Below are 15065 nucleotides of genomic sequence, written 5' to 3' on the forward strand. Positions count from 1 at the left end.
TAATTATTAATTAAGTATATTGTATCTAACATCGTATTTATTCAAGCAAATGCGATGGGTTTAATTAAAATTTAATCGTTTATGTCTATGTCAGCAAATATCATCCCGCGACGCATGCTTCGAGTTGCTAAAAATACCTCGCCAAGTAAAGACATAAAGGCACATATAAGCAATGCCATTGCTGCAACAAAGCAGCAGGCAATTGTAACGCCTAAATTTATAGATTGAATATGTGATAAAAACAACAGCATAACAACGGCACATACAAGCAAAGCACTTAAAACACTCAAGCTAAAAGCGATATGTATACATCGAGAGCGCTTTAAAAGGGCGCGAAGTTCTGTAGCCAGTGATTTATTGAAATCTTCATCTGTACTTACCTTTAACCTGCGTTCTAATTGACGTGCCCTATCGGTAATTCGTGCTAAGCGATTAGATAAAACACCCAGTGTGGCAGCAATCCCGGTTATGAGAAATACAGGAGCCACTGCGGTTTGAATTACTTTAGCCATAGTTAAGATGTTAATCACTTCATTATTCATATTTGTCTCAAAAAGGTCGGTTTGTTTACACTTGTTTACAAATTTAGATTGAATTATTGTTACTTCAAATCAATTGCTTAGGCTTGTTTTCTGTCTTTGTGTAGACGCATTGTAATTTGTTTGTAATCAAGGTGTTGCTCAGGGTGGGTGTAAAGTTTTATATTCTAGTTACAAACCAATTACGATTGGTATAAGCACAATAATATAAAACTCGTCCCAGGGGAAATAATGTCTAAAAACATAATAAAAAGAACTGCAATAGCAACTGCAGTATCAAGTGCGTTTATTGCAACATTCGCAAGTGCAACAACTTTACCTACAGTTACTATTGCTCATCACCAAGCAGAGCAAGTTAAAGATACTGTTTCTGCACAGAAAGAACCATCAGCATATATGATCGTACTTCGTGCGACGACCTCTGTTGATGGATTTGTAAATGGTACTTATCAGGCATCAAACAACCGTGAAATTACGGCAAATATTGAGCAGCTTCAAGATACAATGACTTTAGAGCTCAATAGCTTAGATTTTGATGCGAAAGTAATTGGTAAAACTAAAATACTAGCACCAACACTAATTGTTCAAGCATCACCAGAAGCATTAGCTAAAATAGCAAAAGACTCACGTGTAGCTAAAGTATTACCTATGTTTGATAACGAGTTACATGTAGCTGCAACGTCGGACTATATTCATGCTAAACCTTTAATCGATGAGGGTATTGTAAGTGGTAAAGGCCAGCGAGTAGCTGTTTTAGATACAGGTATTGATTATACTCACAAAGCATTTGATGGCGCGGGTACTGTTGAGGCATATGATGCTGCTCAGGAAGATCCTGCCGCAGTTACTTGGCCACAAGGTATTGTAAAAGGTGGTTTCGATTTTATTCGCAATGATGCAGACCCAATTGAAAACGATCCTGTTGTTGTTATTCCTGATGTTGATGAGCCAACAAATCACGGTACATCTTCTTCACACTCAGTAAGTGGTATTGCACCTGATGTAGAGCTGTATGTTTACTCTGTTTGTGGTGGTGGTTGTCCAAGTGCGGCACAAGTTGCAGCATTAGAAGCTGCGATGGATCCTAATGGAGATGGTGACATTTCTGATCGTGTAGATGTAATGAATATGTCACTCGGTGGCGAGTTTGGTGATACATACACAGGTGGTGGTGCGCAGTATTTAATTCAACGCGCTGTTGATCTAGGTGTAAATATGGTTATCTCTGCTGGTAATGACGGCGATAACCCATTTCGTGTTGGTGGTCCAAGTACAACACCGAATGCACTATCTGTAGGCGCGATGACGCATCCAACAACTCAAGTTAGTATAGCTACTGGTACTGTTGCGGGTGTTGAAGGTAATATCCAAGGTTCAGGGTTTGGTTTGCAGGCTGACTATGCTATTTCAGGCGCTGATATTGACTTAGTTTACCCTGATGCTAACCAAAATGGTTGTGACGAGTTTGCCGCTGATGTTGATTTTACAGGTAAAGCTGTATTAATTGACCGTGGTGCATGTGCATTTACAGTTAAAGTACTTAATGCGCAGAAAAAAGGTGCTGAATTTGTACTGATTGCTAACAATACAGATGATGGTACCCCTGCACCAATGGGTGGCAGTGACGCTGCTGTTACGATTAAAAATGTAGGTATCAATTTTGCTGCAGGTGCTGCTTTAAAAGCGCAATTAGCGGCAGGTAATACGGCAACATTTGATATTGATGTAAAAGTTAAAACAACATCGGGAGCCGTAGCAACATTCTCTTCTCGTGGTCCTTCTATGGATGGTTTATTAAAGCCTGAAATTACAGCTCCAGGTACAAGTATTGAAGTAGCTGCAGCTGGTACGCAAACTGAGAATAACCCTGTATCTGGTACGTCTTTCTCTGGCCCTATAACTGCCGGTGCCGTTGCGATGATTCGCGAAGCTCACCCTGAGCGAAATGCATTTGAAATTAAAGCTACGATCATGAATGCAGCTGATCTAAATGTAACCAACGAGCCGCTAGCAACTAACCCTGACTCAAAGCTTGCTCCAATTAGTATGATTGGTTCAGGCTTAGTTGACGTAACTAAAGCAGTTAATTTACCAGTAGCTGCATGGGTTAATAATACACAATTTAATACTAAGCAAGCTGCGCTTTCTTTTGGTCTGGTGTCTATGACTGAAACAGAGTCGTTAACGCAGACTGTAACGGTTAAAAACTTTTCATCAGACGCTAAAACGTATGCACTTCGCACTGAAGCGCGTTACCAGAATGATGAAGATACAGCAGCAATTAGTTGGGATTTCCCTGCATCAGTAACAATTCCTGCAGGTCAGTCAATGAATTTTGACGTGGTACTAACTGTTGATCCTACAAAACTGCCAGTATGGGAATTAGAAAACCCGTTTAGTGCTGACGATATTGCAGCAAGAAGCGCAGCACTTACTTCAGTAGAGTTTGATGGTGCATTAGTATTTGATGATGCAAGTACAGATACAGATCATGATTTACACGTTGTGTATCACGTAATGCCAAAAGCAGCGACAGCGCTAAGTGTTTCATCTCAAATTATAGACAACGAGATGGCACTTATCGTTGAAAATAGTGGTCAAACAGAAATTACGCCGTTCGCAGAAACCATTATTGCAATGGGTACTGAAAAAACACGAGAAGAAGCTGAATTTAATATTATTTCGACTACTTTCTCTGCTTTTGCTGATGACTCTTGTGATTCGGGTATCTTTGTAACATCGTCTATCCAATTACGTGACCCATTAACTCATGTATTCCAAGCTGGCGTTAGACTTGAAATAGATACAGATAATGACGGCGTATATGATCAAATTATGCAAAACTATAACGACCGTGGTCGTCAAACTGCATTCCCAGGTCGTAGCCGTACAGTAATTGGAACAACAGATGGTGCGGGTAACGACTCTTTAGCATGGGTTACTCCGATGTTTCATTCAGCGGGTGAGAACACGGTTACATTCTCTGCGTGTACAAACTTATTTAACGTAGATGCTTCGCTAATTGGCGAGCAAATGAACTTTAAAGCTTCAGTAGGTAGCCCTGCTTATCAAACGGGTGTGTTTTCTGAAACAGACAGCGTTGAAGGTTCAACGTTATTTGGTACTTCTCCTACTGTAGCATTAACGTCATTAGAGACAGGCGAAGTGGTTTCATCACTTAAACCTGGTGAAAAAGCGATTGTTGAAGCTAGCGGTCCATTTGCATTATCGCAAACATCTGGCCTGGGTGTTGTTAAAGCAATGGCAAGTGCTGATTTAGAGCTTCCTGCAATTGAAGCTCCAATGTTAGTTGGTGGTGAATTTACAGTTTCTGAAGATGCAGAAAATGGCACAGTTGTTGGTAAATTAACAATTACGGAGTCTGATTTTGACTTAGACGTTTCGGAGTACTTCGTTCAGTCTAATACCAATATTGGTCTAGGTGTTGATGAGCAAGGTCAAGTAGTTGTTGTAAATACAGAGTTATTAGTTGGAAATTCATCAGCTGAAATTCAAGTTGTGGCAATTGATGTACGCGGTAATGTTTCTGAACCTGTAATGGTTAACGTTAACGTTAGCGTTGCTGAAGTGGTAGTACCTCCAGTTGTTGAGACTAAGAAGAAAAGCTCTTCTGGTTCTCTTGCATGGTTAACATTACTAGTAGCGCCGTTTGCATTTATGCGTCGTCGTAAACAAAAGTAATTTTATAACTTAACTGTTATATAAAGGGAGCTTCGGCTCCCTTTTTACATGGCTTCTCAAATTAAATAACGACAAATTCTAATTTTAGATATATTTATACCAATCTGCTTAATTAAATGAGCTACTTTGAGTTAAGAAAATCCTGTCGATAACAAGGCAAAAATTTCGTTATTTAGTTGTTCTATATCAGAAATTTTTAACACAGTTAGCGTCAGGTTTAATCTCTCAAATTGATTAAGTTGGTATTACTTAATAAAAATTAAATACAACAAGGACTTTGACTGATGAAACGTACTCCATTCGCACTTGCTGCATTATCGCTAGCTATTTTAAGTGGCTGTAATCAAGCCCCAGAAGAGACTCAAAAAAGTAATACACAAGTTAAAACGGTTCAAGTAGTCCAAGCTGCAGCCCCTATTGCTAAAAAAGTGCCTCATGAGATGACTATTCATGGGGATACGCGTATAGATGATTACTATTGGTTACGTGATGACGAACGTAAAGCGCCAGAGGTGATTAACTATTTAGAAGCTGAAAATACATACACAGATGCAATGCTTGCACATACTAAAACGCTGCAAAGTGAATTGTTTGAGGAGCTAAAAGGGCGTATTCAAAAAGACGATGATTCAGTCCCAGTTAAAAGCGGTGATTATTTTTACTCAACGCAGACACGTGGCGATAACGAGTACACTACTTATTTACGCAGCAGCGATTTTGCAGGTAACGATCAGCAAGTTATTTTAGATGTAAATGAGCTTGCTAAAGGCCATGATTATTATGCGGTAAGTGGCTTAGATGTAAGCCCGAATGGCAATTTAATGGCTTATGGCGAAGATACTGTTAGTCGTCGTATTTATAGTATAAAAATAAAAGATTTAACAACCGGTAAATTACTCGAAGACACACTTGAGGGCACTAACGGTGGCATTGTGTGGGCAAACGATAATAAAACGGTTTACTACATTAAAAAAGATTTACAAACTCTACTAGGTTATCAAGTTTATCGTCATACATTAGGTACACCACAAGCTGATGATGAGCTAATTTACGAAGAAACTGATACCAGTTACTACATGGGTATGAGTAAAAGTAAAGATGAGTCAGAGATTTATATTTGGCACAGCAGCACGGCTGCATCAGGTGTGTCGGTATTGAGCGCTGATGATGCTAAGGCAATGCCTAAGCGTTTAATTGAGCGCGAAGTAGGGCTTGAATATGAAATATCTAAACTAGGGAATACTTACTATATTGTAACTAACTTAGATGCTGTAAATTTTCAGTTGATGAAAGTGGATATTGATAGAGCAGGCGACAAAGCAAATTGGCAAAGTGTGATCCCAGCGCGCGACGGTATTAAACTCGAAGGCATTGATTTATTTAATGACTACTTAGTTTACCAAGAGCGTGAAATGGGTCAGTCAAAACTTATTGCGCGTGATTTAAAAACAGGTAAAGAGTTACCACTGAGCTTTAACGATAGCGCTTATACAATTGGTACTTATGGCAATAATGATATAGATAGCAGCACGTTACGTGTTTACTACACAAGCATGACAACGCCTGATTCATCATACGATGTAAATTTAGCAACAGGCAACAAAACATTACTTAAACAACAAACTGTATTGGGCGACTTTAGTGCTGACAACTATGCCTCAGAGCGCATTTTTGTAACTGCACGTGACGGTATAAAAGTACCGGTAAGTTTGGTTTATCGTAAAGATGCGTTTAAAAAAGACGGTACAAATCCATTGCTGCAGTACGGTTATGGTTCGTACGGGGCAACGATGGATCCAACGTTCTCCAGCTCACGCTTGAGCTTGTTAGACCGTGGCTTTGTATTTGCAATTGCCCATGTACGTGGCTCGCAAATGCTAGGTCGTCCTTGGTACGAAGACGGCAAGCTTCTTACTAAAAAGAATACGTTTAATGACTTTGTTGATGTAACCAAAGCATTGGTTTCTCAAAAGTATGGCGCAAAAGATGAAATATTTGCGTTAGGTGGCAGTGCTGGTGGCTTATTAATGGGCGCAGTAGCAAACCAAGCGCCTGAGCTTTATAAAGGCATGGTTGCTGCGGTACCGTTTGTTGATGTAGTAACCACGATGCTTGATGCGAGTATTCCGCTTACAACAAATGAATATGGCGAATGGGGTAATCCGAACGAAAAAGCGTATTACGATTACATGCTATCTTACTCGCCATACGACCAAGTATCTAAGCAAGCATATCCTAATATGCTAGTAACGACTGGCTTGCACGATTCACAAGTTCAATACTTTGAGCCAGCTAAATGGGTTGCTAAGCTGCGTGACTATAAAACTGATGACAATAAATTATTGTTTAAAATAGATATGGAAGCAGGGCACGGTGGTGCATCGGGTCGCTTTAAGCGCTTAGAAGATACCGCGCTAAACTATGCATTTATGCTTGATTTAGCGGGTATTAAAAAGTAGTTAATTTATATATTTAAAATAAATAAAAATGTAAGGTGCTTTTTAAGAAAGCACCTTTTTTTGTGGCAAATTAAAGCTAAACATAGTGCCTTTGCCAATTTCACTTTGCACGTATATTTCGCTATCCATCAGTTTCAATAACCCCCGACATATAGCTAGCCCTAAACCACCTTGCTGACGCCCCTCTTTATTAGAATTACTTGCTTGATAGTGAGGATTAAAAATAGCACTCAGTTCATCTTGTTTTATTCCAACGCCAGTATCTGAAACATGCACAAATAGCTGATTGTCGCCACTGCGCTTTACATGTACTGCAATGCTACCACCGCTAGGCGTATGCCTAATAGCGTTATCAATTAAGTTACTTAATACGCGTTCTAATTTTGCGATATCGGCTACAACAGGGAAATCACAAATTGCAGGTTCTACCGATAAATGAATACCCTTTTTATTTACAGCTAAGCTAAATTTAGCAATGCAGTCATAAATTAACTCGCCTAAATTAAAGGTTTCTTTATTTATGTTTATTTCGCCATTTTCTAAATGGGCAAGTTCAAATATTTGTTCTATGAGTAATTTTAATTGTCCGCAATTATTAAGCGACACTTGTAAGTATTCTTGTTGTTCTTTTTGACTTAATTGCTCACCAGATTGATTTAAAACCTCTAAAAATCCTTGCAGTGATGCAAGTGGTGTACGTAGGTCGTGCGATAAGTGAGTGAGTAACTCTTTGCGTTGTTTATCGCCCTCTTCAAGTGCTTTAAATTGCTCATTAATACGGGTAAGCATTGCTTGAATGCTGCGACCCAAACTATGTACTTCATTGCTTTTTTGTGTTGAATAGTTACTTAATTTTGTATCTGTAAGGCTGTAATTGGCCGCTTCAATATTGCTTACATCACGGGCTAAACGCTGTATTGGATTGGTGAAAAAACGCAGTAAAATTAGCATTGCAATGAGTAAAAAGGCTAAAGCGGAGCCAAGCCATAAAGCGGCTAGCCATAGCCTGTCATTATTTTTTATAGTATTGAGGGAGGTATCGTAGGCTTCACCGCCAATAATTACATATAGGTAACCTTGTAACTTGTTGTGATTAAATACAGGCGCAACCGAAAATATTTTTTTTTGGTCTTTATTGCGCGGATTATCACCATAGATAGGTGCTGCTTTAGGGTCATTAATGAGCTTTTTTAAAGGCGCTAAATCGATATAGTTACGCTTAACTTTTCCTGGCTTTGCTGAGTAAGTAAGAATTTTTCCGGTTTCGTCTACAAAATAAAATTCAAACGCAGGGCCTAATAGCATTAAAGTATGAAAAAGGTTTTCGAGCGCTTTATAGTCGTAAACACCTTCTTTTATCAATGGGTTATCTTGTACTAAATGCTCAGCTAATGCTAAATGCAGATTTTGCTCACCATGGTGTTTTGAAGTAAGTTCTAATTGTTTGCTCCAGCCATAAACAAGTGCACAAATAAAACAAAATATAACAACTAACGATATGGCTAATTTTTGGTACAAAGATAATTTCATAATAGGAGTCTTAATTTAGTTGGCTAGGGTTTAGTTTATAACCCACGCCCCAAACTGTTTCTATAATGGGCACTTTCTGGTGCTCTTCTAGCTTGGCGCGTAAGCGGTTTATGTGCGAATTAACTGTGTGCTCGTAACCACTATGTTGATATCCCCATACTTTATCGAGTAATTGTTGGCGACTAAAAACATGATTAGGGTGGCGTGCAAAATAAACAAGTAAATCAAATTCGGTGGCGGTAAGGTTGAGTGCTTGCTTGCCTAAATAAACTTGGTGCGAACTGAACTCAATGTGGAGTGACCCTACGTTTAGCGTTTGTTCGCTATCAACGGGTGAGTTATCGTTATTCTGACTGGCAAGTAATTGTGCTCTGTGGCGCAGTTGGGTCTTTACTCTGGCTTGTAACTCACGCGCAAAAAAAGGTTTACAAATATAATCATCTGCGCCCATTTCAAGACCAATCACTCTGTCCATATCGCTACTGAGCGCGGTCAGTAAAATCACAGAAGTAGTAGGATAATGTTCTTTTATTTTCCGGCATAAACTCAAACCATCCATTTGCGGTAAGTTTATATCGAGTAAAATGAGTCCGTAGGGGTGCTTAGCTATTTTTTTTAAAGCAAGCTCGGCACTCACAACATGATCAACATGTAAGTTAAGTGAAGTAAGCTGCGTGGTAATTAATTTACCTATTTCTCTGTCGTCTTCTACTACTAATAATTTTTCGTGACGCATGTATAACCTCGTAAAAAGGGGGGCATCCGTGCTCCCTTACTTCCCCATTACAAGCTGGTATGTCAACGCGTAAATATCGTTAATATTAATTACTGAGTTCGAGTAATGACAACTTTCGCCAATGGATTATCAAATTTATGTTCAGGGCTTAGCACTGAACTTGATAGCCCGTCTTCATTAGTAACTACACCAGGGTGTCTTGCTACAAAATCAACATCATCGCGGGCTTCATTAAAGCCTTCGCCGCCATCCACAGGACCCGGTAATGTACCAGCTGCTTCTGTATTTGCTTCCGTACCTGCATCATAAGCAACGGTGGTGCGCATAATAGACTCACCAACGGCTAATGTAGATACATCTACAGCACTAAGACCGGTAAACCCATCATTTGTATTCACCATCATAGTGGCAAGCGATAGTTTTAGTACTTCAAGCGTGTCGGTAGTAATTGTGATTGTGGTATTTGCACCAGGTCCAACTGGGCCTTCACTCGATGCATTAGCAATACCATTTTCAAATGTAAGGAGTTGGCTGTTATCCCCGCCTTCAGCCATTGTTTCTAATGCCACTGATGAAGGACTGCCTATTTGCCATAGCGTACCTTCATGGTGTGCAATAACGGCAACTGGTGAAAATGGTTGACCAGCAGTTAAATTACTTACAGTAACGTTAAATTCATAGCTGGTAGCTGTCGGTGCTGGTGTTGGTGCAACTACTTGATCAGGCTCGTTGCTATCATTGTCGCCACATGCTGCAAGAGTAGTTGCAAGCGCTAGTATTAAAGCGCTTTTTTTAAAGTTTTTAAAAGATGACATTATAGCGCTCCTACTTAACCGTAACGGTTAGTTTTGCTACTGGGTTTAACCATCTGTGCACTGTATTGCTTAAGTCACTATTACCAGCGGTTAGATCGTCATCACCTAAGTTACCAGGATGAATATGAATATTAATATTGCTATCGGTGCTTGTTAAACCAGCACCACCGGTACCAGCATTACCACCAGGAGCAGCTGGAATACCAGGCGTACCTGGTGCACCTGAACCTTCTACTACAAGTTCATTATTTTGTTCAGTACCTGCATCGTAAGCATTTAAAAACACAGTATACGTTCCAGCTTCGGTTGGAATTTTCCAGCTATCAAGACCGACAAAACCGTCATTTGTAGGAAGTAGCATTGCGGCAACAGAAAGGTATTCGTTACCATCAGATGTCGTTAGGGTTGCCATTGCAGATACTGTTGGCGCAAGTAGACCTTCAGCCGGGTTTGCAGCCATATCACTACCTGCGGCAGTTGCTTGTGCAACTAGTTCTGCAATATTTCCGCCCTCAGCCATTGTTTGTAATGCGGTAGAGGCTTCCGTTGCTACTTCGAACAGTTTATCTTCACTGTCGTGAGCAGTTATTAATACGGGTGTAAAATGGATGCCTTGAGTTAAGTTGGTTATTTTTAAATCTAACTCTGCGGCCATAGTTGATTGGCTAGCTGCCGCTAAAAGAGTTGCAATTGTTAATGTAGAAGCTTTCATTATTATTTCCTGTAAGTGATGATTCGAGTTAAGTATTGAATAATCGTCTCCAGAAACTCTCACAAACTTATCACTTTTTTATCACAAGATTTTACGTTGTGATTTTTTGCTAATACAGCAGTTGATTTATGGACATTTGTTTAATTAAAAGGCAACATACATGAAACAAAAAGGAGAGTATTATGGAAGAAAATCAACAGGTTGAACCAGTTAATAAAGATGACCGTACGTGGGCTATGCTATGTCATTTAAGTGCATTAGCTGGATTTATTGTGCCGTTTGGCTCAATAATTGGGCCATTAATTGTGTGGTTAATTAAAAAAGATGAAATGCCAGTTGTTGACGTGCACGGTAAAAAGGCGCTTAACTTTCAAATAACGATGGCAATTGCATATGTAGTTTGTTTTTTACTGATGTTTGTAGCAGTAGGCTTAATATTACTACCTTTAGTGGCAATTTTTGGGTTTGTAATGGTTGTACTGGCGAGTATTAAAGCTAACGAAGGAAAAGAGTTTAATTATCCGTTTAGTTTAAATTTGATAAAATAAACACACAGTTTATTTTTATACCCATTGCATTAAATTAGTGATCTATTATAGCGATGAGAAAATAGCTCAATAACAAGGCTAAAATTATGATACATAGTTGTTCTATATAAATAATTTAAACGTAGTTAGTGAGTTATTTAATACGCTAGAATGATCATGTTTTTAATAAAATTGGTATTATAAACCCAGCTATAGGCTGGGTTTTTACGTTTAGCTATAAGGGCATTATGCTTTATCTCACGTTATTTATTAGCGCATTTATATCTGCCACATTATTGCCCAGCTCTTCTGAGGTGATAATGGTGGGAATGATTGCCCAAGGTAAAGTTAATTTATGGCTTATGTGGTGCGTAGCAACACTTGGAAATGTATTGGGAAGCTGCGTTAATTACTGGTTAGGCACGCAGGTACTGCGTTTTAAAGATAAAAAGTGGTTTCCTGTATCGCAAAAAGGGCTTGATAGCGCACAAAAACAATTTAATAAATATGGTGTATATAGTTTGTTATTTGCTTGGTTACCGGTTGTGGGAGATCCATTAACAGTAATTGGAGGCATATTTAAAGTACGGTTTAGTGCTTTTTTGTTGCTAGTAATGCTAGGCAAAGGCGCGCGCTATTTAGCGGTTATCGCCCTTGCCGTTGGATTCGAAAAACTCATTTAGATACAAAAGTTATTTCGCCCAATCAAGTGTTAACGACACTGAGTCGGCAAAACGCAGTGCATGCGGTTTATCAACACGTGCTTTAGCGTAATGAACACTTGGGTGCGAGTGACAAACCGCAAGAATTTCAGCAACTAATTTCTCGAGCAGTAAAAAGTGCCCTTGCTCTACTAAACTAATCACTTCTTTGGTGATCACTTTATAATTTAGTGCTTGGTCTACTTCATCCGTTTTACAGGCATCATCAGCAGGGTAGTGAATCTCCAGATTGATCACTACGTCTTGCTTTTTTTCACGCTCATCGGGGTTAAAGCCAATAAATGTACGCAGTCGCAAATTAGTAACGTTAATAATTGCATTAGCCATAGGTTAACCTTTTATAAGCTGCAAAAATTCGTTACGCGTTTTAGGATCGCTTCTAAAGTTACCTAACATTACTGATGTACGCATGCTTGAATTTTGCTTTTCTACACCACGCATCATCATACACATGTGTTTTGCCTCAACAATAACGCCTACGCCCTTAGCGCCTGTCACTTCTTCAACTGCTTTAGCGATTTGATGCGTTAGCTGTTCTTGAATTTGAAAACGGCGTGAAAACATATCAACAATACGGGCAAATTTAGACAAGCCTAATACTTTACCGTTTGGTATATAAGCAATATGGCAACGGCCAATAAAAGGCAGTAAATGATGTTCACACATAGAGTAAAGCTCTATGTCTTGCACTAACACCATGTCGTCAGCATCAGACGTAAATACCGCTTTATTAGTTATTTCATCAAGTGTTTGACGATACCCCTGCGTTAAATATTCCATTGCTTTTGCAGCACGTTTCGGCGTATCAAGTAAGCCTTCGCGGTTAGCATCTTCGCCTACTGCGGTGATGATTTTTTGGTAACTTTCTTTTAATTCATTATGCATAAATATCTCAGTTTATTTAGCTTATTTACTTTAAATGACGACCGCCATCTACAGGCAAAGAGCGCCCTGTGATGTATTGGCTTTGTAATAGTAAATCAATGCTATTGATAATTTCTTGGCATCCGGGTTCAATGCCCATTAATGATTTTTTAAGGGTCTTAGCTCGATATTGCTCATCGTCATGTTCATTAAAAATAATGAGCGATGGAGCAACCGCATTCACTTTTATGTTTGGCGCATATTTAGCGCTAAACGATTTAGTTAGGTTGTCGAGTGCTGCTTTACTTGCTGCGTAAGCTAAATGTTTAGGGCTGCCTGTTTCAACTACATAATCAGTAAGATGTATTATATCGGCAGGTACTTTTTCATTTTGCTGATGTTTTAAAAGCAGCTCTGCGCACATTAAATTAATTAAATACGGTGTTTTGGCATGTATACGCATCATATTATCAAACAGTGCTGCAAAGTCAGGGTTGTTAGCTTCGCAGTCCCAGCTTGATGCGTTATGTACAATAGCGCGCAGCGATGTTGTATGCATATTAAGCGTATTTATAAATGCACTAATACCGTCATCGGTACTAAAGTCAGCATAAATACATACAGCGCCTTGTTGCTCTAATTTATCAACAGCGTCGTGACGAGTACGATACGTAATAATAACAGCCTGCCCTTCGGCTATATAATGCTGAGCTAGCGCTAAACCAATACGTTGGCCTGCGCCGGTAATTAAAATGGGCGATGTCATATAATGCAGTGTTCTCTTTGGCGGGTAATTAATAAATATTAGCGTGTTAATTTAGTAAAATATACGCAGTCTCTTGATCTGTCGATCAAAAAAGCAATTAATCATTAATGGTATTAATTGCTTTATTTTATTTACTAAAACATTAATCGTAAATTGTCGGAATTGGTTGGCGCTTATGTTGTGTACGCGTGTAAATACTCACAAGTTTTTGTTCAACATCATTAGACACAGGTTTACCTTCTAAAAAGTCATCAATTTGCTCATAGCTTAAACCAAGTGCTTCTTCATCTGTTAAGCCTGGGCGGTCACTTTCTAAATCAGCTGTAGGTGCTTTATCTACTAATAAAGCTGGCGCACCTAGTGCAGTTGCAAGCGCACGAACTTGGCGTTTTGATAAACCAAAAAGCGGCGCTAAATCGCATGCACCATCACCAAATTTGGTATAAAAACCAGTAATGTTTTCAGCACTATGATCAGTACCTACGACTAAACCTTGGCAAAAACCTGCAATTTCATACTGAGCAGCCATACGTTGGCGTGCTTTAACGTTGCCTTTAATAAAATCTATCTGAGCTTGCTCAGGAAGGGCTTCGCCGCTACCAACTATAGCTGCAAGCGCTTGCTCATGCAGCGCATCGGCTGCCGGTTGTACGTTAACGGTCATACGTTTACTTGGCTGAATAAAATCAACCGCCATTTGGGCTTCGTCTTCATCGGCTTGTACGCCATAAGGCAAGCGAACAGCAATAAATTGATACTTATCAGTGTCTAGCTCTTCATTTAGCTGGTTGACTGCTAATTGGCACAAACGTCCACAAGTTGATGAGTCAACGCCACCACTTATACCGAGCACTAACGACCTTGAGTAAGCTGCCACTAAGCGTGCTTTTATAAAATTAACTCGACGGATTATTTCTGCGTTTATATCAATTGTTGGCTGAACTTTCATTTCAGCCATAATTTCGGCGCGCATGGCCAGCTCCTATAGTCTTATATAAACTTATTATGTGATTAAGCGTTTAATAATTAAAGCCCTAAATGGGCTTTAATCTGACGTAGTTCTGTTTTTAGTTGCTCAACTTCTGCGAGTAGTTCGTCTAACTCACTATTTTTAAGTGCATTAACTTTTGGCTCATGAGTATTATTTGTTAAGTTAGTTTGCTGGTCTGCGAGCTGATGTATATAGCGACTTTCTCGCTTACCAGGTTCTCGTTCTAACTTTATTACGTAATCATTTTCAATAAGCTCATTTAGTGCACTCTCTACTTCGTTTACATTATTAAACTCAGCAAGTCGAGTACTTCGAGTTCTCAGCTCTCCTGGTGTCTGTGCGCCGCGTAATAGCAGTAAACAAACAATAGCGCGCTGTTGCTGTGAAAATTGTAAATTACTAAATTCAGTATTACAAAAACGATGGTCGTATTTATTTACGCGACCAGAAAGGCCTTCGTCTATTGTAACCAAACGCAGTTCGATTAGTTCATCAAGTATATTTTGTACGTCGTTTTCAGTGAAATTTACAACAGGATCGCGATTAGACTTTTGATTACATGCATTTGTAAGGCCATTTAACGATAGCGGATAATGCTCTGGCGTCGTACTTTGCTTTTCTAGTAAGCAACCAATAACACGTTGTTGATTTGCTGATAACTGCATAAATAATCTCAAATTAGTAAGCGTATTTTATTAGCTT

Annotated in this window: 14 protein-coding genes; 4 read left to right on the forward strand and 10 right to left on the reverse strand. The window is 39.2% G+C overall.

All coding sequences use genetic code 11. The annotated features are described in order from the left end of the window. Window positions 1-71 precede the first annotated feature (71 nt). Window positions 72-542: a DUF2721 domain-containing protein gene (locus LOS73_RS00480; protein WP_007377300.1), complete on the reverse strand. Its 471-nt coding sequence runs from the start codon at window positions 540-542 to the stop codon at window positions 72-74. Between the two features lie 228 nt (window positions 543-770). Here LOS73_RS00480 and LOS73_RS00485 point away from each other — a divergent pair, with 228 nt between their 5' ends. Next, window positions 771-4241: a S8 family serine peptidase gene (locus tag LOS73_RS00485; RefSeq protein ID WP_457934306.1), complete on the forward strand. Its 3471-nt coding sequence runs from the start codon at window positions 771-773 to the stop codon at window positions 4239-4241. A gap of 284 nt (window positions 4242-4525) precedes the next feature. After that, a complete protein-coding gene (locus LOS73_RS00490) occupies window positions 4526-6700 on the forward strand; it encodes a S9 family peptidase (RefSeq protein WP_457934307.1) in 2175 nt (724 codons plus the stop codon). A 42-nt stretch (window positions 6701-6742) separates the two neighbouring features. On the opposite strand, the gene LOS73_RS00495 is transcribed toward LOS73_RS00490, so the two are convergent. The 4 genes from LOS73_RS00495 to LOS73_RS00510 all read right to left on the reverse strand — a co-directional run bounded on the left by LOS73_RS00495 (window position 6743) and on the right by LOS73_RS00510 (window position 10493). Then, the gene (locus LOS73_RS00495) at window positions 6743-8230 is read right to left on the reverse strand and encodes a sensor histidine kinase (RefSeq protein WP_457934308.1); all 1488 of its coding nucleotides are present in this window, start codon (window positions 8228-8230) and stop codon (window positions 6743-6745) included. A gap of 10 nt (window positions 8231-8240) precedes the next feature. Then, window positions 8241-8966 carry a response regulator transcription factor gene (locus tag LOS73_RS00500; RefSeq protein WP_342865561.1) on the reverse strand — a complete coding sequence of 242 codons (726 nt, stop codon included), beginning with the start codon at window positions 8964-8966 and terminating at the stop codon, window positions 8241-8243. A gap of 89 nt (window positions 8967-9055) precedes the next feature. Further along, window positions 9056-9781, reverse strand: coding sequence for a spondin domain-containing protein (locus LOS73_RS00505; RefSeq protein ID WP_007377305.1), 726 nt, complete (start codon window positions 9779-9781; stop codon window positions 9056-9058). A gap of 10 nt (window positions 9782-9791) precedes the next feature. Continuing rightward, window positions 9792-10493, reverse strand: a complete 702-nt coding sequence (locus tag LOS73_RS00510; RefSeq protein WP_007377306.1) for a spondin domain-containing protein — start codon at window positions 10491-10493, stop codon at window positions 9792-9794. A 182-nt stretch (window positions 10494-10675) separates the two neighbouring features. On the opposite strand from LOS73_RS00510, the gene LOS73_RS00515 reads away from it, so the two are divergent. Further along, window positions 10676-11041, forward strand: a complete 366-nt coding sequence (locus tag LOS73_RS00515; protein ID WP_007377307.1) for a DUF4870 domain-containing protein — start codon at window positions 10676-10678, stop codon at window positions 11039-11041. 227 nt (window positions 11042-11268) lie between these two features. After that, window positions 11269-11703, forward strand: coding sequence for a YqaA family protein (locus LOS73_RS00520; RefSeq protein ID WP_033023727.1), 435 nt, complete (start codon window positions 11269-11271; stop codon window positions 11701-11703). Window positions 11704-11712: 9 nt separating this feature from the next. Here LOS73_RS00520 and folX read toward each other — a convergent pair whose 3' ends face one another. From folX to LOS73_RS00545, 5 genes are all read right to left on the reverse strand, one after another. Then, the gene (gene folX, locus LOS73_RS00525) at window positions 11713-12069 is read right to left on the reverse strand and encodes a dihydroneopterin triphosphate 2'-epimerase (protein WP_007377309.1); all 357 of its coding nucleotides are present in this window, start codon (window positions 12067-12069) and stop codon (window positions 11713-11715) included. 3 nt (window positions 12070-12072) lie between these two features. After that, window positions 12073-12627 carry a GTP cyclohydrolase I FolE gene (gene folE / locus LOS73_RS00530; RefSeq protein WP_007377310.1) on the reverse strand — a complete coding sequence of 185 codons (555 nt, stop codon included), beginning with the start codon at window positions 12625-12627 and terminating at the stop codon, window positions 12073-12075. Window positions 12628-12652: 25 nt separating this feature from the next. Then, complete coding sequence (gene folM, locus LOS73_RS00535; RefSeq protein ID WP_457934309.1) at window positions 12653-13372, reverse strand: dihydromonapterin reductase; 720 nt, start codon at window positions 13370-13372, stop codon at window positions 12653-12655. A 142-nt stretch (window positions 13373-13514) separates the two neighbouring features. After that, complete coding sequence (gene nadE / locus LOS73_RS00540; RefSeq protein ID WP_342865562.1) at window positions 13515-14345, reverse strand: ammonia-dependent NAD(+) synthetase; 831 nt, start codon at window positions 14343-14345, stop codon at window positions 13515-13517. Window positions 14346-14398: 53 nt separating this feature from the next. Next, window positions 14399-15028 (reverse strand): YceH family protein, encoded by a 630-nt coding sequence (locus LOS73_RS00545; protein WP_007377313.1) that lies wholly within the window; start codon window positions 15026-15028, stop codon window positions 14399-14401. Between the last annotated feature and the right edge of the window lie 37 nt (window positions 15029-15065).

The sequence above is a fragment of the Pseudoalteromonas sp. SCSIO 43210 genome, from assembly GCF_054133285.1.

What these genes read in the sequence shown, in the direction of transcription:
- LOS73_RS00480 (WP_007377300.1), bottom strand. Translation starts at nt 542, where the DNA reads ATGAATAATGAAGTGATTAACATCTTAACTATGGCTAAAGTAATTCAA.
- LOS73_RS00485 (WP_457934306.1), top strand. Translation starts at nt 771, where the DNA reads ATGTCTAAAAACATAATAAAAAGAACTGCAATAGCAACTGCAGTATCA.
- LOS73_RS00490 (WP_457934307.1), top strand. Translation starts at nt 4,526, where the DNA reads ATGAAACGTACTCCATTCGCACTTGCTGCATTATCGCTAGCTATTTTA.
- LOS73_RS00495 (WP_457934308.1), bottom strand. Translation starts at nt 8,230, where the DNA reads ATGAAATTATCTTTGTACCAAAAATTAGCCATATCGTTAGTTGTTATA.
- LOS73_RS00500 (WP_342865561.1), bottom strand. Translation starts at nt 8,966, where the DNA reads ATGCGTCACGAAAAATTATTAGTAGTAGAAGACGACAGAGAAATAGGT.
- LOS73_RS00505 (WP_007377305.1), bottom strand. Translation starts at nt 9,781, where the DNA reads ATGTCATCTTTTAAAAACTTTAAAAAAAGCGCTTTAATACTAGCGCTT.
- LOS73_RS00510 (WP_007377306.1), bottom strand. Translation starts at nt 10,493, where the DNA reads ATGAAAGCTTCTACATTAACAATTGCAACTCTTTTAGCGGCAGCTAGC.
- LOS73_RS00515 (WP_007377307.1), top strand. Translation starts at nt 10,676, where the DNA reads ATGGAAGAAAATCAACAGGTTGAACCAGTTAATAAAGATGACCGTACG.
- LOS73_RS00520 (WP_033023727.1), top strand. Translation starts at nt 11,269, where the DNA reads ATGCTTTATCTCACGTTATTTATTAGCGCATTTATATCTGCCACATTA.
- folX (WP_007377309.1), bottom strand. Translation starts at nt 12,069, where the DNA reads ATGGCTAATGCAATTATTAACGTTACTAATTTGCGACTGCGTACATTT.
- folE (WP_007377310.1), bottom strand. Translation starts at nt 12,627, where the DNA reads ATGCATAATGAATTAAAAGAAAGTTACCAAAAAATCATCACCGCAGTA.
- folM (WP_457934309.1), bottom strand. Translation starts at nt 13,372, where the DNA reads ATGACATCGCCCATTTTAATTACCGGCGCAGGCCAACGTATTGGTTTA.
- nadE (WP_342865562.1), bottom strand. Translation starts at nt 14,345, where the DNA reads ATGCGCGCCGAAATTATGGCTGAAATGAAAGTTCAGCCAACAATTGAT.
- LOS73_RS00545 (WP_007377313.1), bottom strand. Translation starts at nt 15,028, where the DNA reads ATGCAGTTATCAGCAAATCAACAACGTGTTATTGGTTGCTTACTAGAA.